This is a genomic window from Streptomyces sp. NBC_01381, from assembly GCF_026340305.1.
Taxonomy (GTDB): Bacteria; Actinomycetota; Actinomycetes; order Streptomycetales; family Streptomycetaceae; genus Streptomyces.
This window is the reverse complement of sequence record NZ_JAPEPI010000001.1, coordinates 659,791-683,675: the sequence shown is the minus strand read 5'-3', so window position 1 is coordinate 683,675 and position 23,885 is coordinate 659,791. Positions and strand designations below refer to the sequence as shown.

General features: G+C 70.2%; 20 protein-coding genes. 9 read left to right on the top strand and 11 right to left on the bottom strand.

Translation table 11 applies throughout. The features are described 5' to 3' along the window. Positions 1-64: 64 nt before the first annotated feature. The gene (locus tag OG453_RS03305) at positions 65-1,645 is read left to right on the top strand and encodes a protein kinase (protein WP_266864328.1); all 1,581 of its coding nucleotides are present in this window, start codon (positions 65-67) and stop codon (positions 1,643-1,645) included. 102 nt (positions 1,646-1,747) lie between these two features. On the opposite strand, the gene OG453_RS03300 is transcribed toward OG453_RS03305, so the two are convergent. The 3 genes from OG453_RS03300 to OG453_RS03290 form a co-directional block, all read right to left on the bottom strand. Continuing rightward, a complete protein-coding gene (locus OG453_RS03300; protein WP_266864326.1) occupies positions 1,748-2,188 on the bottom strand; it encodes a pyridoxamine 5'-phosphate oxidase family protein in 441 nt (146 codons plus the stop codon). A 109-nt stretch (positions 2,189-2,297) separates the two neighbouring features. Beyond that, positions 2,298-3,242 carry an NADP-dependent oxidoreductase gene (locus OG453_RS03295; protein WP_266864324.1) on the bottom strand — a complete coding sequence of 315 codons (945 nt, stop codon included), beginning with the start codon at positions 3,240-3,242 and terminating at the stop codon, positions 2,298-2,300. A 51-nt stretch (positions 3,243-3,293) separates the two neighbouring features. After that, positions 3,294-3,956, bottom strand: coding sequence for a response regulator transcription factor (locus tag OG453_RS03290; protein ID WP_323178597.1), 663 nt, complete (start codon positions 3,954-3,956; stop codon positions 3,294-3,296). 434 nt (positions 3,957-4,390) lie between these two features. Here OG453_RS03290 and pdhA point away from each other — a divergent pair, with 434 nt between their 5' ends. The 3 genes from pdhA to OG453_RS03275 are packed head-to-tail and all read left to right on the top strand — an operon-like array spanning position 4,391 to position 8,042. Then, on the top strand, positions 4,391-5,569 hold the full coding sequence (pdhA, locus tag OG453_RS03285) for a pyruvate dehydrogenase (acetyl-transferring) E1 component subunit alpha (protein WP_266864320.1): 1,179 nt from the start codon (positions 4,391-4,393) through the stop codon (positions 5,567-5,569). Positions 5,570-5,571: 2 nt separating this feature from the next. After that, complete coding sequence (locus tag OG453_RS03280) at positions 5,572-6,552, top strand: alpha-ketoacid dehydrogenase subunit beta (protein WP_266864318.1); 981 nt, start codon at positions 5,572-5,574, stop codon at positions 6,550-6,552. Positions 6,553-6,563: 11 nt separating this feature from the next. After that, complete coding sequence (locus OG453_RS03275) at positions 6,564-8,042, top strand: dihydrolipoamide acetyltransferase family protein (protein WP_266864316.1); 1,479 nt, start codon at positions 6,564-6,566, stop codon at positions 8,040-8,042. A 73-nt stretch (positions 8,043-8,115) separates the two neighbouring features. Here the strand turns inward: OG453_RS03275 and OG453_RS03270 are convergent, their stop codons facing one another. Further along, positions 8,116-9,006 carry a D-alanyl-D-alanine carboxypeptidase family protein gene (locus tag OG453_RS03270; RefSeq protein ID WP_266864314.1) on the bottom strand — a complete coding sequence of 297 codons (891 nt, stop codon included), beginning with the start codon at positions 9,004-9,006 and terminating at the stop codon, positions 8,116-8,118. A 156-nt stretch (positions 9,007-9,162) separates the two neighbouring features. Between OG453_RS03270 and OG453_RS03265 the strand changes: the two genes are divergently transcribed. Next, a complete protein-coding gene (locus OG453_RS03265) occupies positions 9,163-9,846 on the top strand; it encodes a GntR family transcriptional regulator (protein ID WP_266864312.1) in 684 nt (227 codons plus the stop codon). Between the two features lie 94 nt (positions 9,847-9,940). Further along, entirely contained in the window at positions 9,941-11,236 is a 1,296-nt protein-coding gene (locus OG453_RS03260) for a nitrate/nitrite transporter (protein WP_266864310.1), read from the top strand. 67 nt (positions 11,237-11,303) lie between these two features. Here the strand turns inward: OG453_RS03260 and OG453_RS03255 are convergent, their stop codons facing one another. Further along, positions 11,304-12,128 (bottom strand): maleylpyruvate isomerase family mycothiol-dependent enzyme, encoded by an 825-nt coding sequence (locus OG453_RS03255; protein ID WP_266864309.1) that lies wholly within the window; start codon positions 12,126-12,128, stop codon positions 11,304-11,306. A gap of 136 nt (positions 12,129-12,264) precedes the next feature. Here OG453_RS03255 and OG453_RS03250 point away from each other — a divergent pair, with 136 nt between their 5' ends. Beyond that, a complete protein-coding gene (locus OG453_RS03250; RefSeq protein WP_266864307.1) occupies positions 12,265-13,068 on the top strand; it encodes a carbon-nitrogen family hydrolase in 804 nt (267 codons plus the stop codon). Here OG453_RS03250 and OG453_RS03245 read toward each other — a convergent pair. From OG453_RS03245 to OG453_RS03225, 5 genes are all read right to left on the bottom strand, one after another. Further along, positions 13,065-13,559 carry an LURP-one-related/scramblase family protein gene (locus OG453_RS03245; protein WP_266864305.1) on the bottom strand — a complete coding sequence of 165 codons (495 nt, stop codon included), beginning with the start codon at positions 13,557-13,559 and terminating at the stop codon, positions 13,065-13,067. The two genes, OG453_RS03250 and OG453_RS03245, sit on opposite strands and share 4 nt — an antisense overlap. 99 nt (positions 13,560-13,658) lie before the next feature. Beyond that, complete coding sequence (locus OG453_RS03240) at positions 13,659-14,306, bottom strand: DUF4232 domain-containing protein (protein ID WP_266864303.1); 648 nt, start codon at positions 14,304-14,306, stop codon at positions 13,659-13,661. 123 nt (positions 14,307-14,429) lie between these two features. After that, complete coding sequence (locus OG453_RS03235) at positions 14,430-17,372, bottom strand: BTAD domain-containing putative transcriptional regulator (RefSeq protein ID WP_266864301.1); 2,943 nt, start codon at positions 17,370-17,372, stop codon at positions 14,430-14,432. A 75-nt stretch (positions 17,373-17,447) separates the two neighbouring features. Further along, positions 17,448-18,803, bottom strand: coding sequence for a M18 family aminopeptidase (locus OG453_RS03230; protein WP_266864299.1), 1,356 nt, complete (start codon positions 18,801-18,803; stop codon positions 17,448-17,450). 988 nt (positions 18,804-19,791) lie between these two features. Then, entirely contained in the window at positions 19,792-21,618 is a 1,827-nt protein-coding gene (locus tag OG453_RS03225; RefSeq protein ID WP_266864297.1) for an acyl-CoA dehydrogenase, read from the bottom strand. Between the two features lie 145 nt (positions 21,619-21,763). On the opposite strand from OG453_RS03225, the gene OG453_RS03220 reads away from it, so the two are divergent. Together OG453_RS03220 and OG453_RS03215 are read left to right on the top strand one after the other, a co-directional pair. Further along, positions 21,764-22,252 carry an SseB family protein gene (locus tag OG453_RS03220; protein WP_135331823.1) on the top strand — a complete coding sequence of 163 codons (489 nt, stop codon included), beginning with the start codon at positions 21,764-21,766 and terminating at the stop codon, positions 22,250-22,252. 159 nt (positions 22,253-22,411) lie between these two features. Beyond that, a complete protein-coding gene (locus OG453_RS03215; protein ID WP_266864294.1) occupies positions 22,412-23,383 on the top strand; it encodes a pirin family protein in 972 nt (323 codons plus the stop codon). A 29-nt stretch (positions 23,384-23,412) separates the two neighbouring features. Here the strand turns inward: OG453_RS03215 and OG453_RS03210 are convergent, their stop codons facing one another. Next, a complete protein-coding gene (locus OG453_RS03210; protein WP_266864292.1) occupies positions 23,413-23,739 on the bottom strand; it encodes a GYD domain-containing protein in 327 nt (108 codons plus the stop codon). Between the last annotated feature and the right edge of the window lie 146 nt (positions 23,740-23,885).

The following is a 23,885-nucleotide window of genomic DNA, read 5'->3' as shown; positions in this document are numbered from 1 at the left end:
GTAGCGTGGCCCGGGTTCCCCCAGTACCACCAAGCACCACGACCAGAAACGACGGCGAGGACTGATGGCACAGACGCAGCGCGCTCAGGGCCCGTCCGACCCCGAGGCGACTGGCGGCGGTATGTCAGATGCGCCGGAGTTGTGGGGTAATGGCGGGCTTGTCGGGGACGGCCGATACCGGCTGACCCGCAGACTCGGCCGTGGCGGCATGGCAGAGGTGTTCGCGGCCGAGGACGTACGTCTGGGTCGTACGGTCGCCGTCAAGCTGCTCCGCTCCGACCTCGCCGAGGACCCGGTCTCCAAGGCCCGCTTCACGCGCGAGGCCCAGTCGGTTGCGGGGCTCAACCACCATGCTGTGGTCGCCGTGTACGACTCCGGTGAAGACGTCGTCGGGCCGAACGTCGTCCCGTACATCGTCATGGAGATCGTCGAGGGCCGGACGATCCGCGATCTGCTGATCAACGCGGAGGCGCCGGGCCCCGAGCAGGCCCTGATCATCGTCTCCGGAGTGCTCGAGGCGCTCGCCTACTCGCACCAGCACGGCATCGTGCACCGCGACATCAAGCCCGCGAACGTGATCATCACCAACACCGGCGCGGTGAAGGTGATGGACTTCGGCATCGCGCGCGCCCTGCACGGCGCCCAGTCGACGATGACGCAGACCGGCATGGTCATGGGCACGCCCCAGTACCTCTCCCCGGAGCAGGCGCTCGGCAAGGCCGTCGACCACCGCTCCGACCTGTACGCGACCGGCTGTCTGCTCTACGAACTCCTCGCGCTGCGGCCCCCGTTCACCGGTGAGACGCCGCTGTCCGTGGTCTACCAGCACGTCCAGGACATCCCCGTGCCGCCGTCCGAGGCTTCGGACGTGGCGCCGCCGGAGCTGGACGGGCTCGTCATGCGCTCGCTAGCCAAGGACCCGGACGACCGGTTCCAGACCGCCGAGGAGATGCGCGGTCTGATCCAGTACGCGCTGCAGATGCTGGGCGAGCAGGGCAGCCACACCGGCACCTGGAACACCGGGCCCGTCGACATCGCGGGGATGCACCAGGGCGGCCACACCCCGGCGATGGGCGTCGCGGGCACCACCGCGATGCAGCACCCGGGCGACTCCGGCACCGCGCAGATCCCGGGCCCGATGCTGCGTCCGCCGGGCGGCGACGACGGCGGCTTCGACGGCGGTCACCGCGACGGGAACGGCCGGGGCGGCCGCGGCAAGATGTGGATCTTCGCCGTGCTCGCGGTCATCGCGATCGCGGTGGGTGTCGCGGTCGCGCTGAACGCCGGCGGCGGCAAGACGAAGGACAAGGACACTCCGACGAAGGCGCCGACGAAGCAGTCGGAATCGAAGGAGCCCAGCAAGAGTCCGGAGGAGTCGACGTCGGAGGAGGAGACGGTGCCGGGCGACGGCTCGGGCGGTCAGGGGGACTACACGCCTCCGGTGACGCCGTCCACCGACCCGACCACTCCGACGACGCCCACGGAGAGCGAGCCGACGGAGCCGACCGGCGAGCCGACGAATGAGCCGACCGGCGAGCCGACGGACGAGCCGACGGAGCCGACGGACGAGCCGACTCCGCCCGTCACGGAGGAGCCGCCCACGGGCGGGGCCGACGGTGGCGCGGACGGCGGCCTCGACGGCTGAAGCAGCCGAAGCAACTGAAGCGGCTTGATCAACGGCACGCGCGCGTGGAGCCCGGAAAGGGCACCACGCGCGCGTGCCGCGTTCTGCCCCTCTGGGGCCCGTCTACCGAAGGTGCTGAAGCCGGCGGTCCCGGCCGCCGTGCAGCGTGTGCACCGTGGCCAGCTGCGGCTCTATGCGGAGGTAGACCGGGTCGTAGAGATCGCCGTCCACGTAGTGTGGGCCCGGACCGAACAGCTCCAGTTCGTCGTTGGTCGGCTCGATGACCTCGCAGACGCCGACGAACTGCACGGTCCACTGTGCCGTGCGGGCGCTCGCCGAGTTGAGATTGTCCGCTCCGTAGGCGACGACACTGCCGATGCAGGCCTGGTGGTAGCCGTACCCCTTGTGCATCCGCAGCAGGATGCGCCCGTCCACGACGATGTGGCGGGCCGCGGCGAGGAAGGGCAGCGCGCGCATGCTGGTCGCCACCCGGCCGTAGTCGGTGCGGCTGAGCAGTTCGTAGGCGAGCTGTTCGTCCTGTTCGTCCGGTTCGTCGGTGGGCATGGCATCCACCCTCGGGCACGGGGAGGTGCCAGTACAGAGGATCCCGCCCCTAGAGGGTCGGGACGTAAGTCCCTCACAGCACGTACGTCGCTCACAGCACGTACGTCCCTCAGAGCACCAGCACCGTCTTGCCCCGCGCCCCGCCGCCCCGTGCCTTGGCGATCGCCCGCGGAGCCTTCTCCAGGGGCACCTCCGCCTCGATCGGGACATCCAGGACGCCCTTGACGACCGCGGCGGCCAGGATGTCGAGCAGTTCCGAGCTGGCCCGCAGGTCGAAGTCGACGACCTCGACGCCGGGCGGCGACTGCGCGGGGTCGGCGGCGGAGCGGGTGGTGAGGGCGACACCGCCGGCCCGGACCAGGGCGGCGTTGGCGGCGAAGGACTCCGGGTCGCCGGAGACCAGGTCGACCATGGCGTCGATGCCCTGCGGGTACTCGTCGCGGACCGCGGCGGACAGGTCCCGCGACGTGGTGTCGATCGTGACGGCGGCCCCCAGGGCGGCCATCCGGTGCCGCTCGTCGCCGCGCACCGCCGCGAGGACACGGACCTCACGGCCCGCGGCGAGCTGGGTGAGCTGGGTGCCCACGCCGCCCGTCGCACCGATCACCAGGAGGCTCGCGCACTCGCGGACCCCCGCGGTCTGCAGGATCTGCGCCGCCGTCATCCCCGCGGTCGGCAGGACCGCCGCGCTCTCCAGGCTCAGGCCCGCCGGGACGGTGGAGATCACCGCGTCCTGCGGCATCGTCACGTACTCGGCGTAGCTGCCCGCGCCGATCGGCGGCCTGGACGCCTGGCCGAAGACGGCTTCGCCCACGTGGAAGCGCTCGGCGCCCGGCCCGACCGCGTCCACCCGGCCCGCGAAATCGACGCCCAGGACGAGCGGGAAGACGTGGGGCGCCTCGCCGTCGAGGAGGCCGTCGGCGGCCTGCCAGTCGTAGGGGTTCAGGCAGGCGTAGTCGACCCTGACGAGCACTTCTCCGGGGCCGGGCAAGGGATCCGGCAGTTCCATCAGCTCAGGCTCGGCCTTGAACGCCTTGACCGCGACAGCTCGCATGGCGGATCACCCTCCTGGTGGAACAGCCCCCCTGCCGGTGCGCGGGTCCGTTCAGTGGTGCTTCTCCGCCTGCAGGCGCGCCACGTACGCGGCCGCCTGGGAGCGCCGCTCCATGCCCAGCTTCGAGAGCAGGCTGGAGACGTAATTCTTGATCGTCTTCTCGGCGAGGTGCAGTCGCTCGCCGATCGCGCGGTTGGTCATGCCCTCGCCGATCAGGTCGAGGATCTTCCGCTCCTGGTCGGTGAGGTTCGCGAGGCGGTCGTCGCCCTTGGGGTTGTTCCCGTCGCGCAGCCGCTCCAGGACGCGGGCCGTCGCCACCGGGTCGAGCAGGGACTTTCCGGCCGCCACATCACGTACGGCGGTGAGCAGTTCATTGCCGCGAATGGCCTTGAGCACATAGCCGGAAGCGCCGGCCATGATCGCGTCGAAGAGGGCCTCGTCATCGGCGAACGAGGTGAGCATCAGGCATTTGATGTCCTCGTTCTGCGAACGGATCTCGCGGCAGACCTCCACCCCGCTGCCGTCCGGAAGCCGTACGTCGAGAACGGCCACATCAGGGCGCGTGGCCGGGATCCTTACCAGGGCGTCGGCCGCCGTGCCCGCCTCGCCGACGACCTCGATATCGGACTCCACGGAGAGCAGCTCATGAACTCCACGCCGGACCACTTCGTGATCGTCGAGGAGGAATACCGTAATTTTTCCGTCTTCGCGCACGGTGTCAGTCTCACACACCATGTCTTTCCGCGCCCGGGTGGACGATCTCTTCCTGTGCCCCGTGAACTCTTCCCGTGCGCGGGGTGGCCGGGATAACGTGCCGGTGTTCCGGCCCCCTGCCAGGCTGTGATCAGTGCTGTGACCAGGAAGTGTTCCCGCCTTTCTCGATTTACTCGGAAATCCAAGCAGTCAGGTACTTGGAAATCCAAGCAAATTCGCAGGTCAGATGGGGTTTCACAGAATTGGGAAGCACTGGGTAACGTGCATTGTGCAGGGCGCTCGCCGGGGCACCTGTCACGCCTGTTCCCGGCCGAGTCGCACCCACCCCGTGCGCGGGCACGGAGCAGGCGAGCCGCGCCCCCAAGCTCTTAAAGAGCAGGGGGGACCCCCTGCTTCCCGGTAATCCCGGGGGCCGGACCGACGGAGGAGCACACGTGACCGTGGAGAGCACCGCCGCGCGCACACCGCGCCGCAGCAGTACCAGCGGCGGGAAGCGCGCCAGCGCCAAGAAGGCCGCGCCGAAGAAGGGCACCGAGCCCGAGCTCGTACAGCTGCTGACCCCTGAAGGCAAGCGGGTCAAGAACGCTCAGTACGACGAGTACGTCGCCGGGATCACCGCCGATGACCTGCGCGGCCTGTACCGCGACATGGTCCTCACCCGCCGCTTCGACGCCGAGGCCACCTCCCTGCAGCGCCAGGGCGAGCTGGGCCTGTGGGCCTCGCTGCTCGGCCAGGAGGCCGCCCAGATCGGCTCGGGACGCGCCACGCGCGACGACGACTACGTCTTCCCGACCTACCGCGAGCACGGCGTCGCCTGGTGCCGTGGGGTCGACCCGACGAACCTGCTCGGCATGTTCCGCGGCGTGAACAACGGCGGCTGGGACCCGAACACCAACAACTTCCACCTGTACACGATCGTCATCGGCTCGCAGACCCTGCACGCCACCGGGTACGCCATGGGCGTGGCCAAGGACGGCGCGGACTCGGCCGTGATCGCGTACTTCGGGGACGGCGCCTCAAGCCAGGGAGACGTGGCCGAGGCGTTCACCTTCTCCGCGGTCTACAACGCGCCTGTCGTGTTCTTCTGCCAGAACAACCAGTGGGCGATCTCCGAGCCCACCGAGAAGCAGACCCGGGTGCCGCTCTACCAGCGCGCGCAGGGCTACGGCTTCCCCGGTGTGCGGGTCGACGGCAACGACGTGCTTGCCGTGCTCGCCGTCACCAAGTGGGCCCTGGAGCGGGCCCGCACGGGCGAGGGCCCCGCGCTGATCGAGGCGTTCACGTACCGCATGGGCGCGCACACCACCTCCGACGACCCGTCCAAGTACCGCAACGACGACGAGCGCGTGGCCTGGGAGGCGAAGGACCCGATCCTGCGCCTGAAGGCCTATCTCGAGTCCGAAGGTCACGCGGATGAGGGATTTTTCGCGGAACTCGAAGCGGAGAGCGAAGCGTTGGGAAAGCGAGTGCGAGAGGTGGTGCGGGCGATGCCGGATCCGGATCTGATGGCGATCTTCGAGAACGCGTATGCGGACGGGCATGCGCTCGTCGACGAGGAGCGCGCGCAGTTCGCCGCGTACCAGGCGTCCTTCGCGGACGAGGGCGGTAAGTGATCATGGGCGTACAGAAACTTCCCCTTGCCAAAGCGATCAACGAATCGCTGCGCACGGCGCTGGAGAACGACCCCAAGGTCCTCATCATGGGCGAGGACGTCGGCAAGCTCGGCGGCGTCTTCCGGGTGACGGATGGGCTGCAGAAGGACTTCGGCGAGGAGCGGGTCATCGACACCCCGCTCGCCGAGTCCGGCATCGTCGGCACGGCCATCGGCCTGGCCCTGCGGGGCTACCGCCCGGTGGTGGAGATCCAGTTCGACGGCTTCGTCTTCCCCGCGTACGACCAGATCGTCACGCAGCTCGCGAAGATGCACGCCCGTGCGCTCGGCAAGATCAAGATGCCGGTCGTCATCCGCATTCCGTACGGCGGCGGCATCGGCGCGGTCGAGCACCACAGCGAGTCGCCCGAGGCGCTGTTCGCGCACGTGGCGGGGCTCAAGGTCGTCTCGCCGTCCAATTCCTCGGACGCCTACTGGATGATGCAGCAGGCCATCCAGAGCAACGACCCGGTGATCTTCTTCGAGCCGAAGCGGCGTTACTGGGACAAGAGCGAGGTCGACAAGGACGCGATTCCGGGTCCGCTGCACAAGGCCCAGGTCGTCCGCGAGGGCACCGACCTGACGCTCGCGGCGTACGGCCCGATGGTGAAGGTCTGTCTGGAGGCCGCCGCGGCAGCCGCCGAGGAGGGCAAGTCCCTGGAGGTCGTGGACCTGCGCTCCATGTCCCCGATCGACTTCGACACGGTGCAGTCCTCGGTGGAGAAGACCCGCCGCCTTGTCGTCGTGCACGAGGCCCCGGTGTTCCTCGGTACGGGCGCGGAGATCGCGGCGCGCATCACCGAGCGGTGCTTCTACCACCTTGAGGCCCCGGTGCTCCGGGTCGGCGGCTATCACGCCCCGTACCCGCCGGCCCGCCTCGAAGAGGAGTACCTGCCGGGCCTTGACCGGGTGCTCGACACCGTCGACCGCTCGCTGGCGTACTGAGGGAGAGGGTCGTGACGACGATGACAGACACCGCTCTTGCCGAGTTCAAGATGCCCGACGTGGGCGAGGGACTCACCGAGGCCGAGATCCTCAAGTGGTACGTGGCGCCGGGCGACACCGTCACCGACGGTCAGGTCGTGTGCGAGGTGGAGACGGCCAAGGCAGCCGTCGAACTGCCGATTCCGTTCAACGGTGTTGTGGGGGAGCTGCGCTTCCCCGAGGGCACGACGGTCGACGTCGGCCAGGTGATCATCACGGTCGACGTGTCGGGCGGGGCGGCCCCCGCGGCGCCCGCAGCTGCCGCGGCGCCCGCCGAGCCGGTCGCCGCCCCTGCACAGGAGCCCGCTCCCGCCGAGGAGCCGGCTCCCGAAGGGCGCCAGCCCGTGCTCGTCGGGTACGGGGTCGCCGCGTCCTCGACGAAGCGCCGGGCCCGCAAGTCCGTGCCGGAGCAGGCCGAGCAGCCGCCGGCCGGTACGTACTACGCGGCGTCCGTGCAGGCCGAGTTGAACGGCACCAGCACATCGGCGCTCGCTTCTGCGCCTGTGCCTTCGCCCGCGGGCGAGCGGCCGCTGGCCAAGCCGCCGGTGCGCAAGCTCGCCAAGGATCTGGGTGTCGATCTGACGGCCGTCACGCCGTCGGGTCCGGACGGGATCATCACGCGGGAGGACGTGCACGCGGCGGTGGCAGCGGCCGCCCCCGCGCCCGCAGCCCCCGCCCCCGTGGCCGCGCCGCAGCCAGCGGCGACTCAGGCTCCCGCCCCCGTCCAGGCGGCCGCCGTGAGCTCCGACGCCCGCGAGACCCGCATCCCCGTCAAGGGCGTCCGCAAGGCCACCGCCCAGGCGATGATCGGCTCGGCGTTCACTGCGCCGCACGTCACGGAGTTCGTGACGGTGGACGTGACGCGGACGATGAAGCTCGTCGAGGAGCTCAAGCAGGACAAGGCCTTCGTAGGCCTGCGGGTGAACCCGCTGCTGCTCATCTCCAAGGCGCTGCTCGTGGCGATCCGGCGCAACCCGGACATCAACGCGGCCTGGGACGAGGCGAATCAGGAGATCGTCCAGAAGCACTATGTGAACCTGGGCATCGCCGCCGCGACGCCGCGCGGCCTGCTCGTCCCGAACATCAAGGACGCGCACGCCAAGACGCTGCCCGAACTGGCCGAGTCCCTCGGTGAGTTGGTCGCCACGGCCAGGGACGGCAAGACGTCTCCGGCCGCGATGCAGGGCGGCACGGTCACGATCACGAACGTCGGCGTCTTCGGCGTCGACACGGGCACGCCGATCCTGAACCCGGGCGAGTCCGCGATCCTCGCGGTCGGCGCGATCAAGCTCCAGCCGTGGGTCCACAAGGGCAAGGTCAAGCCGCGCCAGGTGACGACCCTTGCGCTCTCCTTCGACCACCGCCTGGTCGACGGCGAGCTCGGCTCCAAGGTGCTCGCCGATGTGGCGGCGATCCTGGAGCAGCCCAAGCGGCTCATCACCTGGGCGTAGCAGGTCCGGCAACGTACGAGGGGGCCCGCCGCAGCACGCGGCGGGCCCCCTCGTCGTATCCCCGTGAGTGGGGCTACTTCTTGAAGCCGTAGTCCATCAGCTTCTTCGCGTCCGTCGTGCGGTTGGCCGCGGAGGTGGACGTGAGGACCGTGCCGATGACTGTCTTGCCGTTACGGGTCGCGGCGAAGACCAGGCAGTACTTGGCCTGCGGGCCCGAGCCGGTCTTCACACCGATCGTGCCGCTGTAGCTGCCGAGCAGGTTGTTCGTGTTCGACCACGACATGTAGCGGTAGCCGCCGGTCTTCGTCGTGACCTTCTGCTTCGTCGACTTCGTCTTCACGACCGTACGGAACGTGGAGCTCTTCATCGCGCTGCTCGCGAGCTTCGTCAGATCGCGGGGCGTGGAGTAGTTGGCGGCGCCGCCGATGCCGTCGAACGAGTCGAAGTGGGTGTTCGTCAGGCCGAGGGTCTTGGCCTGCGCGTTCATCTTCCCGATGAACGACTTCACGCGTTCCGCGCGGGTGGAGCCCTTGCCGAACTTGTCGGCGAGCGCGTACGCCGCGTCGCAGCCGGACGGCAGCATCAGGCCGTACAGGAGCTGACGGACGGTGACCTTGTCGCCGACGATCAGCCGGGCGGACGAGGCGGTGTTCTTGACGATGTAGTCGCTGTAGGCCTTCTGGATCGTGACCTTGGAGTCGAGGTTGAGGTTCGACTGCGCAAGCACCACCTTGGCGGTCATGATCTTGGTCGTGGAGCCGGTGGACCGGCGGGTGTCGGCGGCCTTGGTGAAGAGGGTCTTGCCCGTGCCGTTGTTCATCACATAGCCGCCCTTGGCGGCGATGGACGGCTTCGGCGGTGCGGCCGCGTGGGCCGGCGTGGTGAGGGCGCCGCCCGCGAGTACCGCTCCCGCGGTGACGATGACGGCCGATGCGCGTCGAATGCCCTTAATGGGGGTGTTCAAGTTCTATGCTCCAAATGCCCCTGGAATGCGGCCACATGAGGGTGCCGCTAGATGGTACGACTCGCAACGGGGGCAGAAGGATGCGCCCCGCGAGGGTGATGTCCGCATCGTGAAATGGACGCGGTGATGCGTACGTGTTGTATCTATGCTGTGCGCATGCCTGCCGCCCCAGCCGTCCCCGCCGCCTCCGCGACCCCCGCCGTCAAACCGCCGCCCGCCGCCGAGCGCGTCTACACGCATGTGAAGCAGGGCGTACTGGACCGCCGCTACGAAGGCGGCACGCTGCTCACCGAGGGCGAGCTCGCCGAGGCCGTGGGGGTGTCGCGCACCCCGGTGCGGGAGGCCCTCCTGAAGCTGGAGGTCGAGGGGCTGCTCCGGCTCTACCCCAAGAAGGGGGCGTTGGTCCTGCCGGTCTCCGCGCAGGAGATCGCCGATGTCGTCGAGACGCGGCTGCTTGTGGAGACGCACTCGGTCCGCAAGGCCGTGCCGGCCCCTGCGGGGCTTATCGGCCGCCTTGAAGAGCTGCTGCGGCAGCAGCGGGAGCAGGCTGCCGCCGGGGACCTTTCCGCTGCCGCTGTGACCGACCGGTGTTTTCATGCCGAGATCGTGCGGAGCGGGGGCAACGAGATTCTGGCGCGGCTGTACGACCAGCTTCGGGACCGGCAGTTGCGGATGGGGGTTGCCGTGATGCAGTCCCATCCCGACCGGATCGCTAAGACGCTGGCGGAGCATGCGGAGATTCTTGAGGCTTTGCGGGCGGGGGATGCGGGGGCCGCGGAGGCGGTGGTCACCCGGCACGTCGGGTGGTTCCAGAACCTTGCTCGGGGCGAGGTCCGATGAGGGTGCTCTTTGAGGGGGCGCCGTCCGCCGGTGGGTGGTTTTTCCCCGCTTCGCGGCGTTTTCCCCGCCCGCCCACCCGTTACTGGAGGTCCCGATGAGTTCGGTCTCCCTTCCCGGTGATCCGCCCGGCGGCAAGCGCGCCGTGCTCGTCTGGTCGATCGGTGTCTCCGTCTACTTCGTCGCCGTCATCTTCCGGACCTCCCTCGGCGTCGCCGGGCTCGACGCCGCCGACCGCTTCCACGTCAACGCGTCCGCGCTCTCGACCTTCTCGATCCTCCAACTGCTCGTGTACGCGGGCATGCAGATACCCGTCGGCCTGATGGTCGACCGGCTCGGCACCAAGAAGGTGCTGACCATCGGGGTCGTGCTGTTCACGCTCGGGCAGCTCGGCTTCGCCTTCTCCCCTTCGTACGCGATGGCCCTCGCGTCCCGCGCCCTGCTCGGCTGCGGTGACGCGCTGACCTTCATCAGCGTCCTGCGGCTCGGCACCCGCTGGTTCCCGGCCCGGCGCGGCCCGCTGGTCGCGCAGCTCGCGGGGCTCGTCGGCATGGCGGGCAACCTCGTCTCGACCCTTGTCCTCGCCCGGCTGCTGCACTCCGTCGGCTGGACCGCGGCCTTCGCCGGCAGCGCGCTCTGCGGTGTCGTCGTCCTCGTACTGATGACGCTGTTCCTCAAGGACCACCCCGAGGGCCATGAGCCGGCGCCCGTGCGGCACACCGGTGGGGCCTTCGTGCGCAAGCAGATCGGCCTCAGCTGGCGCGAGCCCGGCACACGGCTCGGCCTGTGGGTGCACTTCACCACGCAGTTCCCGGCGATGGTGTTCCTGCTTCTGTGGGGGCTGCCGTTCCTCGTCGAGGCGCAGGGGCTCTCGCGCGGGTCGGCCGGGACGCTGCTCACCCTCGTCGTGCTGTCCAACATGGTGATCGGCCTGGCCTACGGCCAGATCGTCGCCCGGCACCACGCGGCCCGTACGCCGCTCGCCATCGGTACGGTCACGGCGACCGCCGTCATGTGGGCGGCCACGATCCACTACCCCGGCGACCACGCCCCGATGTGGCTGCTCATCGCGCTCTGCACGGTGCTCGGCGCCTGCGGCCCCGCGTCCATGATCGGCTTCGACTTCGCGCGGCCCGCGAATCCGCCGGAGCGGCAGGGCACGGCGTCCGGCATCGTGAACATGGGCGGCTTCGTCGCCTCCATGACCACGCTGCTCGCCATCGGCGTCCTGCTTGACGCGACCGGTGACAACTACCGGATCGCCTTCTCGGCGGTCTTCGTCCTCGAGGCGATCGGCCTGAGCCAGATCCTGCGGCTGCGGACGCGCGCCGTCCGCAGGGAGCGGGAACGGCTCGTGGCCAGCAGGGTCGAGGCGGTACACGTCCCCGTCTGACCGACCGTCACGCACATCTCAAGCCGCTCCCGCCCGGTTCTGCCTCGCGGGAGCGGCGTGCGTCCGGCTACGGCGTGACCGCGAACTCCCGCAGGATCGCCTCGCCGAGGCCGTGGTCGCCCTCGATCTTGATGCGGTCGGTCACCGAGGCGTACGGGATACGGCCGCACGCCAGACGGAAGTACGTCTCCCAGTCCAGGCTCAGCGTCGCGAGCGGGCCGAGCGAGGGGGCGCTGTCGACCGTGGCGCGGCCTTCGGCGTCGACGCGGACCGTGCGCAGGAACTCGACGGCACCGCTCACATCGAAGACGACCGCCGAATTCGCGGGCGCGCCCGCCTTCTTGGCGACGACCTTCGGCAGTCCGTGAAGCAGCAGATCGCGGGCGACGAGCGCGCCGGGCGAGTCCAGGTTGCCGGGCTTCTTCAGCGTCGTACGCAGATCCTGCTCATGCACCCAGACGTCGAACGCGCGCATCCGCGTGGCCAGTTCGAGGGTCTGCTCGCTGCCGAGCGGGCCGCGGATCTTGTGGGAGGGGTCGCGCGACTCGTTCCGCAGCTGCCGCGAGCGGCGGATGATCGTGTACTCCAGCTCGGAGGTCATCTCGGGCGCGGTGTGGTGGCGCCGCACGTCGACCTGCATCTCCATGTACCGCTGGCCCTCGGTCTGTACGTGGTACAGGTCGCGGGGCAGCGTGTGGATGGGGCGCGGGTCGCCCAGCATCTCGCAGTCGAGGCCAATGACATGCGAAACGATGTCCCGCACCGACCAGCCGGGGCAGGGCGTGGCCCAGTTCCACTCTCCCTCGGCGAGCGGCGACACCAGCTCGGATATCGCCGTGACTGAGTGGGTCCAGGCGTCGGCGTAGTTTTGCAGGCTGGGATGGAGACTCACGGGACCCCTCGACGGTCGTACGCGGGCGGTGGGTGTCTGAGACGCTAAGTTACGCTGCCCACAGGCACCCCGGCAGTGCTTTCGTGTGACGATCGTAGGCCTGCATTGAAGGCCCGAATGCCAGGACGGTGGTAGTGTGCGCGCCTCCCTCATCCAGATCGCCGTAGACGAGGACGAACCGGTCAATTCCCGTCGGTCGCGCGTCGCTTCACTGGTACGTGAGGTGAGTGCGCGGGAGGGATCAGATCTCGTCGTTCTTCCCGAACTGTGGACGACCGGCGCTTTCGCGTACGAGTCGTTCGCCACTGAGGCGGAGCCGTTGGAAGGGCCCACCTACGAGGCGATGGCCAAGGCGGCGAGCGACGCGGGGGTGTGGCTGCACGCCGGGTCCATTCCGGAGCGGGACCCGGAAGGGCCGCTCTACAACACCTCTCTGGTGTTTTCCCCTGACGGTGAACTTGCCGCCGCCTACCGGAAGATCCACCGGTTCGGCTTCGACAAGGGGGAGGCCGTCATGATGGCGGCGGGGGCGGAGCTGGCCACTGTGCGCCTTCCGTCGACCACCTTGGGGCTCGCCACCTGCTATGACCTGCGCTTTCCTGAGCTGTTTCGGGGGCTTGTGGATGCGGGGGCCGAGATGTTCGTGGTGCCGGCGGGGTGGCCCGCTCGGCGGCGGGAGCACTGGCTGCTGTTCGCACGGGCTCGGGCTGTCGAGGATCAGGTGTACGTCCTTGCCTGTGGCACCGGGGGGACGCATGCGGGGGTTCCGCAGGCGGGGCACAGTGTTGTCGTCGATCCGTGGGGTGAGGTGCTCTGCGAGGCGGGGGACGGTGAGGAGGTCCTCACCGTCGACCTGGACCCTGGGAAGGTCGCTGTCACTCGGGAGCAGTTCCCCGCGCTGAAGGACCGGCTCCTCGGGATGGACACACCCAAGCGCTAGTCCATGCCCCGTTCCTTCTCCGCCAGGCGGATCACGCAGACCGTGATGGCCAGGAGCAGGGCCGGGTCCGCGTCCTCTCGTACGACGTGAAGGCCGTAGGTGTCGCGGACGCTGAACCAGCGGCGGGAGATGTCGGCCAGGAGTTCGCCGTCGTACTCGATGGCGAACTCGCGGTCGAGGATCTTGCCGCTGACGTCGAGTTCCGTGCCGTCGACAAGTTCCACGCGGTAGTGGTTGCGCAGGAGCGAGAGGCGTTTGCGCTTGACCCTGGCCAGCTGCTCGCCGTCCCGTTCGATGACCATCGTGTCGCGCAGGGCCAGCATCTTGGCGCGGATGTCGATGAGGACGCGGCCCTCCATGTCCTTCAGCTCGAAGGTCTCGCGCAGCCGCATCGCCTTGCCGTCGACGAGGAAGACCTTGCGGCCCCGGTCGTCCTCGATCCAGTAGTCGTCGCCGATGCCGAACAGCCTGTCGCGTACGAGAAGTCTCATGGCGCCATGACTACCCCGCGGCGGGAACGACACAGCCGGCCCGTGCCACTTGGGGGAAGTGAGGACACGGACCGGCTGTGGGTCATGGGGAGGCCGCCGTCAGGTCAGGGCGTCCTCGGAGGTGCTCTGCCAGTACGTGACCTGCGAGGAGCTGTCCAGGAGCAGGCCCGCGGGGCCGGGGGAGCCGACCGAGGCGTGGCCGTCCGTGCCCTTGCCGTCCTTCGTGGCGAGGGTGACGTTGAACGTCTTGGTGCGGTGCGTGTCGCCGGACTCCTTGGCCGCGAGGCCGATCGCGGCGTACGCGGACTGGTTCGGCTCGACGCTGACGACGGACTGCGGCCGGGTGTCCTCGGCCACCGGGAGGTTCTTGCCGGCCGTCGGGTCGCTGATGAACGGGGCGCCGAAGACCGAGCAGCGCTTGTCGCCGTTGTTGGTGATCTTGAGCAGGACGACGGGCGCGGAGCCGCCGGTCTCCTGCATGGCGATCTTCGAGGTGGCCAGTGTGCAGTCGTCGGCACCTGCCGGAGCGGCCTCGCCGCCGACGGACGAGCCGCCGACAGTGCCTCCGGACGTGTTCTTCGCGGAGTCGGAGGAGTCGGAGGTGCCGACCGATGAGGAGGACCCGGATGCCTTGCTGTCGTCACCGTCACCGTCGCCGCCGTCACTGTTGCAGGCGGTGAGCGAGATCGACAGGGCGGCGGCCGCCGCGAGGGCGACGGCAGTGTTCTTGCGGGCCTTGCTGCGCATGGTGGTGACTCCCCCGTGTGACGGTCGGTTCGGGCCTGTGAGAAGGAGCCTGCCGCCCACCGCTGCCGTCCCGCTAACACCTGGCTAACGTTCCGTTCGCGCAGGTCAGAGCGGGGTCGGAGGTCACATGGAGGAGTCAGGGATGGAGCGCCGCAGCTCCTCGGCGCGGCGCCGGTAGTCCGCCCCGCCCTCGGGCCCGTCGAGCACGGATGCCACCTCGCCGAGCTGGGTGAGCGCCCCCGCGGTGCGCGCCGGAAGGTCTTCCTCCTCCGTCACGGTGAGTGCGGTCAGGAGGGCGGCGCGCGCCTCGTGGTGCAGCCCGGCGCGGTGCAGGGCGATGCCGTACGACTCCCAGATCAGCGGCCGCCAGCCGGCGGTCTCGTCCGGCGGCACCGATGCGATCGCGCGGGCCGCGTGCCCGGCGGCGGCCGCCTGGTCGCCGCCGGCGAGGGCGAGCTGCGCGGCGTGGTGGTGCTCAAGGAGCGCCGCCGTGGAGTGGCCGCTCTCGCGCGCCGTGCGGACGGCCTCCTCCTGGGCGCGCAGGGCGCCTTCCGGGTCGTCGAGGTGGATGCGGGCGATGCCGATGAGTACGAGGACCTGGGCGGCGATCTCGGGAAGTCCCGCGCGGTGCAGCGGATCCAGGGAGCGCTCCAGGTGCCCCAGGGCCGCCTCGTGGTGCCCGGTCTCGACGAGCAGCACGCCCAGAGTGGAGTGCAGCCGCCCGACGCCCTCGTCGCTGCCGGCCCGCCCGGCCGCCTCCAGGGCGCGCTCCAGCGGGGCCCGCCAGCCGAGGTGGGGGCGCCACAGGACCGTCGGCCAGATCAGTACGGCGAGCCGCCAGGCGCGGTCGTCGTCGCCGAGCCCCGCGGCGGCGGCGCTCGCCGCGAGCAGCCCGTCCTGCTCGGCGGCGAACCAGCCGCGGGCGGTGTCCCGGTCGGCGAACGCGCGGACCGGTCCCGGCAGACAGCCGGCGGGCAGTGCGCAGTCGCGGTAGCCGGTGGTGTCGATGGCATGGACCGCGGCGTCCAGGGAGCGCAGCCAGTGGTCCACCAGGCGCAGGTCGGCGTCCGCGGGTCCGTCCAGGCTGCGGGCGTAGAGCCGTACGAGATCGTGCAGGACGTACCGCCCCGGCGACTCCTCCTGGATCAGATGAGCGGCGGCGAGCCGGTCGAGCCCTTCGTGTGCGCCCGGGACATCCGTCCCCGCCACGGCGGCCGCCGCGTACGCGTCCACGTCACGGGTGAACGCGCGGGCCAGCGACGCGAGCAGCCAGGCGTCGCCGTCCGGCAGCCGGTCGACCGAGGTGCGCAGGGCGGCGGCGACGCCGGTGTCCTCGGCGGAGAGCAGCGCCAACCGCCGCTGGCCGTCGGCGAGTTCGGCGGCGAGATCGGCGACGGACCACTGCGGGCGGCCGCTGAGCCTGGCGGCGGCGATGCGCAGGGCGAGCGGCAGGCCGTCGCAGAGGCGGGCGACCTGGCGCACGGCGGTGGCGTCCGCGCCGCCGGTCCGCCCCAGGGCGCGGACGAACAGCTCGGCGGCGTCCCGCTCGCCGAGCACGCCCAGCGGGACGGGGCGCGCGAGGTCCGAGGCGATGAGGCCGTCGAGGCGGTTGCGGCTGGTGACGACGGTGGTCACGTGGGGGGTGCCGGGCAGCAGGGGGCGGACCTGGGCGGAGTCCCGTGCGTTGTCGAGTACGACGAGGAGGTGTCGCTCCGCGACGAGGGAGCGGTACAGGGCCGCGGCGGCCTCGATGCCGCCGGGGACGTCCTGGGGCTGTACGCCCAGGGCCAGGAGGAACTCCCGTAGGACGCACGAGGGTTGGGCGGCCTCGCCTCCGCTGAATCCCCGCAGGTCGGCGAAGAGGGTGCCCTGCGGGTGGCGCTCGGCCGCACGGTGCGCCCAGTGCAGGGCGAGGGCGGTCTTCCCCACCCCGGCGGGGCCGGTGATCAGGGCGATGGAGCCTTCGGGGCTGCTCTCGACGGCGGCTTCGAGCACCGCGAGCTGCTCCTCGCGGCTCACGAAGCTGCGGGGGGCCCGGGGGAGGAGGTTCTGGGCCCTCTGTTCACCGGCACCCTGCGGTGAACGCTGTGCCCACCCTTCCCCAAGCTCTCGGCTTCGCTCGAGCAGGGGAGGCCCCACTCGCCCTGCGGAACGCCTGCCCACAGCGGGGGCGGGGTCGGGTGCGGGCGCCGCCCCTGCGGACGTGGCCCCCGCCCCGGCGGCGGGCTGCTCTTGCTCACGAGGCGCTGCCGGGCGAACGGGCGGGTGGGAGGGAGAGCTTTTCTTCGGGGAGGCGCCCCTGCCAGAAGCACGCATCGCCGCCGCCAGCGTCGGATGGCTCCCCGTGTCCGGCTCGCCGTCGAGGATCTCCGCATAGGCCCGCCGCAGCGTCTTGCCGGGGTCGACCCCCATCTCCTCGGCCAACCGCTCCCGCGTCCGGTGAAAGCACTCCAGCGCCTCGGACTGCCGCCCGCACCGCTGCAGCGCCCGCATCAACGCCGCCACCAGCGCCTCACGGAACGGATGCTGCACCGACTCCGTACGCAGCAGCGCCACCGCCTGGCCGTGCGCGCCGAGCCGTCCGTACGCCTCGGCGAGCTGCTCGACGGTCACGAGCCGGCTCTCCTCAAGGCCCCGCGCCGCGGCCAGCATCGGCCCCGTCGGCACGGTGCCGGTCAGCGCGGGACCGTTCCACAGGGCGAGCGCCTCCTGCAGCATCAGGGCCGCGTCGGCCGGGTCCCGCTGCTGCCCGGCGAGCTTGACGAGGTCCTCGAAGCGGCTGACGTCGAGCAGCGTCTCCGGGAACTGCAGGGCGTACGCACCGCCCTGCGTGGCGAGTTCGACGCCGTACGCATCGAGACCCGCTTCCACGAGGAGCGCCCGCAGCCGCGACACATGCCCCTGGATGACCGTGCGCGCGTGCATGGGGGGTTCGTCGTCCCACAGCGCGTCGGTCAGGGCGTCCACCGAGACCGGCGTGCCCGCCCGAAGGAGCAGAGCGGCGAGCAGGCTGAGGCGCTTGGCCGGGCCCAGGGGTACCGTTCCGCTGCCTCCGGCGACTGTCACCGGTCCCAGCAGCTGGAACTCCACCTGGCCTCAACCCCTGTGTCGTTGTGCGTGTTTCGAACACCCCCAGCGTACTCAGCCCTCCAAGAACGCCACCAACGCGTTGGCCAGCATGTGCGGATCGTCCGCCCCGCACAGCTCGCGCACGCTGTGCATGGACAGGATCGCCACACCGATGTCGACCGTCTTGATGCCGTGCCGGGCCGCGGTGATCGGGCCGATCGTCGTGCCGCAGGGCATCGAGTTGTTCGAAACGAAGCTCTGGAAGGGCACGCCGGCCTTCTCGCACGCGGCGGCGAACACGGCGCGTCCCGCGCCGTCCGTCGCGTACCGGTTGTTGACGTTGACCTTGAGGATCGGGCCGCCGTTGGCGCGCGGGTGGTGCGTCGGGTCGTGCCGCTCCGCGTAGTTGGGGTGCACGGCGTGGCCGGTGTCGGAGGACAGACAGACGGTTCCGGCGAAGGCGCGGGCCCTGTCCTCGTACGAACCGCCGCGCGAGAACACGGACCGCTCAAGGACGCTGCCGAGCAGCGGGCCGTCCGCGCCGGTGTCGGACTGTGAGCCGTTCTCCTCGTGGTCGAAGGCCGCGAGTACGGGGATGTACGGGAGGGAGCCGGCGTCGTCGGCCGTCGACACGGCGGCGAGCGCGGCCGTGCAGGCGTGCACCGACAGGAGGTTGTCCATCCGGGGGCCCGCGATGAGGTCGCGGTCGCGGCCGAGGAAGGAGGGCGCCTCGACGGGGTGCGTCATCAGGTCCCAGCCGGTTACGTCGCCGGGGGCGAGCCCCTCTTCCTCCGCGACGTAGCGGATCAGATCGCCGTCGGTCACGTCGTCGCCGAGGCCCCAGATGGGCTGCATGTGCTTCTGCTTGTCGAGCTTGAGGCCGTCGGCGACGACTCCGCGGTCCATGTGGATCGCCAGTTGCGGTACGCGGAGCAGGGCGCGGTCGATGTTCACGAGCCGGGTGCTGCCGTCGCGCAGGGAGAGGCGGCCCGCGAGGCCGAGGTCCCTGTCCAGCCAGGAGTTGAGCAGCGGTCCGCCGTAGATCTCGACCGCGACCTGGCGCCAGCCGTGGGCGCCGCTGTCCGGCCTCGGCTTCACCCGCAGGTTCGGGGAGTCGGTGTGGGCGCCGACGATGCGGAAGGGGGTGTGCGGGGTCGCGCTCTCGGGGACGTACCAGGCGACGATGGCGCCGCCGCGCAGCACGTACTTCCCGCCGGTCGAACCGTCCCAGGCCTCGGTCTCCTCGACCTGGCGGAAGCCGGCCTTCTCCAGCCGCTCGGCGGCGGTGGCCACTGCGTGGTACGGGGAGGGGCTTGCCGCCAGGAAGGTCATGAGGTCTTCGGAGTGGCCGCGGTCGAAGACGAGAGGGGCGCGCGCAGCGGTCTTTGCAGGGGCGGCGGCGGGTGACGGGCGGGCGGGGGTGCTCATGGCTTCCAGCCTAGCTAGCGGTGTCGGGGCCTGCGGGGGGCCTTAAACGGGAGTTTCTGTACCCGGGGTCCTCCGCACCGCCCTCCGCCTGCGCCGCCGCCCCGCCCTGCCCCGGCGCTCCGCGCCGGATCTCCCCCACCCACCCGCCCGTTTGCCCTGCGTCATCGGGTGGCCGCCCTTCGCCTGCGACGCCGTCTCGCCCTGCCCCGGCGCTCCGCGCCGGATCTTCCCCACCCACCCGCCCGTTTGCCCTGCGTCATCGGGTGGCCGCCCTTCGCCTGCGACGCCGTCCCGCCCTGCCCCGGCGCTCCGCGCTGGATCTCTCCCGCCCACCCACCCGTTCACCCGAAGCTGCGGGGTAATCGGGTGGGTGGGCGGGGTATCCCGGCGCGGAGCGCCGGGAAGGCATGAGCGGGTCTGCAGACGAATGCGCTCGCGCAGGGTGACAGCCCGCCCTCGCGAGGTGTCAGGCGCGGGGTAATCCGGCGCGCAGCGCCGGCGCCGGGTGACAGTGCTACCTGCGCGGGGTGATCGGGTGGGTGGGTGGGGTAATCGGCGCGAAGCGCCGTGAAGGAAGGAGCGGATCCGCAGGGCGACAGTGCGGCCCGTGCGAGGTGTCAGACGCGGGTAATCGGGTGGGCGGGCGGGAAAGAGTCGGCGCGCAGCGCCGGGATGGGTGGGGTAGCGGTGGGCACACCGCGGCCTCCCTCCCTGGAGGGGATGCCCGCCGCGGACACACCACGGCCCGCCCCCCCCCGGAGGGGAGGCCCGCCGGGCAGGCAACGCACCACGGCCCGCCCCCCCCCGGAGGGGAGGCCCGCCGGGCAGGCAACGCACCACGGCCCGCCCCCCCGGAGGGGAGGCCCGCCGGGCAGGCAACGCACCACGGCCCGCCCCCCCCCGGAGGGGAAGCCCGTCGGGCAGGCGACGCACTGCGGCCCGCCCCCCCCGGAGGGGAAAGCGGGCCGCAGGGAGAACAGGTGAGGGGCTAGAACGCCGCCTCGTCCAGTTCCATCAGGTCCAGGGAGACGCCCTCGGCGAGCTTCCGCTCCGAGGCGACGCCCGGCAGGACGTTCGTGGCGAAGAACTTGGCCGCGGCGATTTTGCCCTGGTAGAAGGCGACATCCTTCGCCGAAGCCGTCTCCAGCTTCTCCGCGGCCACCGCCGCGCCCCGAAGGAGCAGGTAGCCGACGACCACGTCGCCCGAGGCCATCAGGAGGCGGGTCGTGTTGAGGCCCACCTTGTAGATGGACTTGACGTCCTGCTCCGTCGCCGCGAGGTCCGTCAGCATGACGCCGACGATGGCCTCCAGCTCGACCGCGGCCTTGGCCAGCTCCTCGCGGGCGCCGGCCAGCGCCTCGCCGCCCGTGCCGACCGCGAGGAACTTCTTGATCTCCTCGGCGAGGCCGTTCAGCGCGGCACCCTGGTTGCGGACGATCTTCCGGAAGAAGTAGTCCTGGCCCTGGATCGCCGTGGTGCCCTCGTAGAGGGTGTCGATCTTCGCGTCACGGATGTACTGCTCGATCGGGTACTCCTGGAGGTACCCCGAGCCGCCGAACGTCTGGAGCGACTGCGCCAGCTGCTCGTACGAACGCTCCGAGCCGTAGCCCTTCACGATCGGCAGCAGCAGGTCGTTCAGGGCGATCAGCGCCGACGCGTCCTCGCCCGCCGCCTCCTTGATCTGGATGTCGTCCTGGACGGCCGCGGTGTGCAGGACCAGCGCGCGCATGCCCTCCGCGTACGCCTTCTGCGTCATCAGCGAGCGGCGTACGTCCGGGTGGTGCGTGATGGTGACCTTGGGCGCCGTCTTGTCCATGAACTGGGCGAGGTCCGGGCCCTGCACGCGCTCCTTGGCGTACTCCAGGGCGTTCAGGTAACCCGTCGACAGCGTCGCGATCGCCTTCGTGCCCACCATCATGCGGGCGAACTCGATGATCATGAACATCTGGCGGATGCCCTCGTGCTTGTCGCCGATCAGCCAGCCCTTGGCGGGGTGCTGGTCGCCGAACGTCATCTCGCACGTGTTGGACGCCTTGAGGCCCATCTTGTGCTCGACGTTCGTGGCGTAGGCGCCGTTGCGGGCGCCCAGCTCGCCGGTCTCCCAGTCGAACTCGTACTTCGGGACGAGGAAGAGCGACAGGCCCTTGGTGCCGGGGCCGTGGCCCTCGGGGCGCGCGAGGACGTAGTGGAGGATGTTCTCCGACATGTCGTGCTCACCGGACGTGATGAAGCGCTTCACGCCCTCGATGTGCCAGGAGCCGTCCTCCTGCAGCGTGGCCTTCGTGCGGCCCGCGCCGACGTCCGAACCGGCGTCCGGCTCGGTCAGGACCATCGTCGAGCCCCACTGCTTCTCGACGGCGATCGCGGCGATCTTCTTCTGCGCCTCGTTGCCCTCTTCGTGCAGGATGCCCGCGAACGCCGGACCGGAGGAGTACATCCACACGGCCGGGTTGGCGCCGAGCAGCAGCTCCGCGTACGCCCAGATCAGCGAGCGCGGCGAGGTCGTGCCGCCGATCTCCTCGGGCAGGCCCAGGCGCCAGTACTCGGAGTCCATGAAGGCCTGGTAGCTCTTCTTGAAGGACTCCGGGACCGGGGCGGTGTTGGTCTCCGGGTCGAAGACCGGAGGGTTGCGGTCGGCGTCCGCGAAGGACTCGGCCAGCTCGTTCTCGGCGAGCCTGCGCAGCTCGTCGAGGATGCTCTTGGCGGTGTCGACGTCCATCTCCGCGAACGGGCCGGTGCCGTACAGCTTGTCGCGGCCGAGCACCTCGAAGAGGTTGAACTCGATGTCGCGGAGATTCGACTTGTAGTGCCCCATGGCGACGGCTCCGTAAGCAGAAAAGGGATCAACAGGATCAGTACCAGCAAGTAGCTACGATGATGCTACCCGCCAGTAATAAGAAGCAACCCCTAATGGGTCATCTGTGACTCAGCACTCGCGCGGGCTCAGTACTCTTGCGGTCATGTACGGCTACGACCAGAGCCCTGGCGCCCAGCAGCAGTACGCCCCGCCCGGGGCCCAGCCGCCACCGCAGCAGATGCCCGGCGGCGCGGGCGGGTACGCACAGCAGCCCCCGCTCTACCCCGAGCCGTCGCCCCCGTCCCTCGCGGACGCGGTGCGTGCCTTCACCACGGGCTCGATGTCCGCCGAGGACTTCCAGCAGGCCTTCGCGACGTCCAAGGTCTACTGCCCGCGCGGCGACAACCCCGGCTTCCTCGCCCTGCACAACACCCAGCAGCCGGTGATCCCGATGTTCACCTCGCTCAAGGAGCTGCGGCGGTACGCGGGCAAGGAGTCCAAGTACTTCGTGATCACGGGCGCGGAGGTCATCGATCTCCTGCCGACCGGGTACGGCTTCGTGCTCGACATGGAGGGCGAGCACCGCATGGTCTTCGACGCGAAGGCCGTCGAGCAGATGGTCGACTTCGCGATGCGCAGGATGTATGGCTAGACGCCATTGCTGCGCAGACGGCCAGGACCCAGGAGAAGAGCCTTCTCGCACTGACACCGCCCTGACGCCCGGAGGGAATGCCCTCCGGGCGTCGCGCGTTCCCAGTGGCAAGAAGTTCTACGTTCAACTAAACTGAGCGTACGAGAAGGAGGCACCGACATGCCCGCAGTGACCGTCGAGAACCCGCTGACCCTGCCCCGCGTGGCCGCGTCCGGCGATGCCGTGGCCCGCCCCGTGCTCGCCGTGACCGACGCCCCCAGCGGTTTCGAGGGCGAGGGCTTTCCGGTGCGCCGGGCCTTCGCGGGGATCAACTACAAGTACCTCGACCCGTTCATCATGATGGACCAGATGGGCGAGGTGGACTACGGCGCCGGGGAGCCGAAGGGAACCCCCTGGCACCCGCACCGTGGCTTCGAAACCGTCACGTACATCATTGACGGAACCTTCGTGCACCAGGACTCCAACGGCGGTGGCGGCACCATCACCAATGGCGACACCCAGTGGATGACGGCGGGCTCCGGCCTCCTGCACATCGAGACTCCGCCCGAGTCGCTCGTGGCGTCCGGCGGGCTGTTCCACGGCCTTCAGCTGTGGGTCAACCTGCCCGCCAAGGACAAGATGAAGGACCCGCGTTATCAGGACATCCGCGGCGGTCAGGTGCAGCTCCTGAGCACGCCCGACGGCGGCGCGCTGCTCCGTGTCATCGCGGGCGAGCTCGACGGCCACGAGGGTCCCGGCATCACGCACACGCCGATCACGATGGTCCACGCGACGCTGCGTCCCGGCGCGGAGATCACGCTGCCCTGGCGTGCGGACTTCAACGGTCTCGTCTACGTCCTTGCGGGACGCGGCTCGGTCGGAACGGAGCGCAGGCCCGTGCACCTGGGGCAGACGGCCGTGTTCGGAGCGGGTTCCTCGCTGACGGTCCGCGCGGACGAGAAGCAGGACTCCAACCATCCGGACCTGGAGGTCGTCCTGCTCGGCGGCCAGCCGCTCAGGGAGCCGATGGCGCACTACGGGCCGTTCGTCATGAACACCCGCGAGGAACTGCAGCAGGCCTTCGACGACTACCAGAAGGGCCGCCTGGGGACGATCCCGGCGGTGCACGGCATGTCCGAGGGCGGGCTGTAGGCCCAGAGGCGGGCTCCTGGCGTGGGTCTCTACTCGCCAGGAGCCCGGTACTTGATCTGCTCGGCTCTGCGCAGGGCGTCCAGTGTTTCGTCGACGCTCAGGAGGACGGTCGTCTCGAACGAGCTGAGCGCGCCGCCGCCGCTGATCGCAAGGGCGACCGAGGCCATCGACACGTTGTCCGGAGCTTCCCAGAGGTTGTAGCCGTCGTGCGTTCCGAAGGCGTACCAGAAGCCGTGCAGCTTCCCGCCGACGGACTCGATGTACGACCGGGCGGCCTGTGAGCGGTCCTCGGGGTTGCCGGTGAGCCTTGCCCAGGTCTCCGGCGTGTAGCTGAACCTCGTCAGGTAGAGCGGCATCGTGTCTCTCTCTTTCGTCGCGTCTCGTCCCTTCGCTTCATCGACGATGCCCGCGCCGGGAGGTGGAAGGGCCGGGGCCGATCGTGGTTCCCCCGAAGGTGCCCGGCGTGCACGGCATGCAGCCGTACATGACGTGCGGGGCCCCG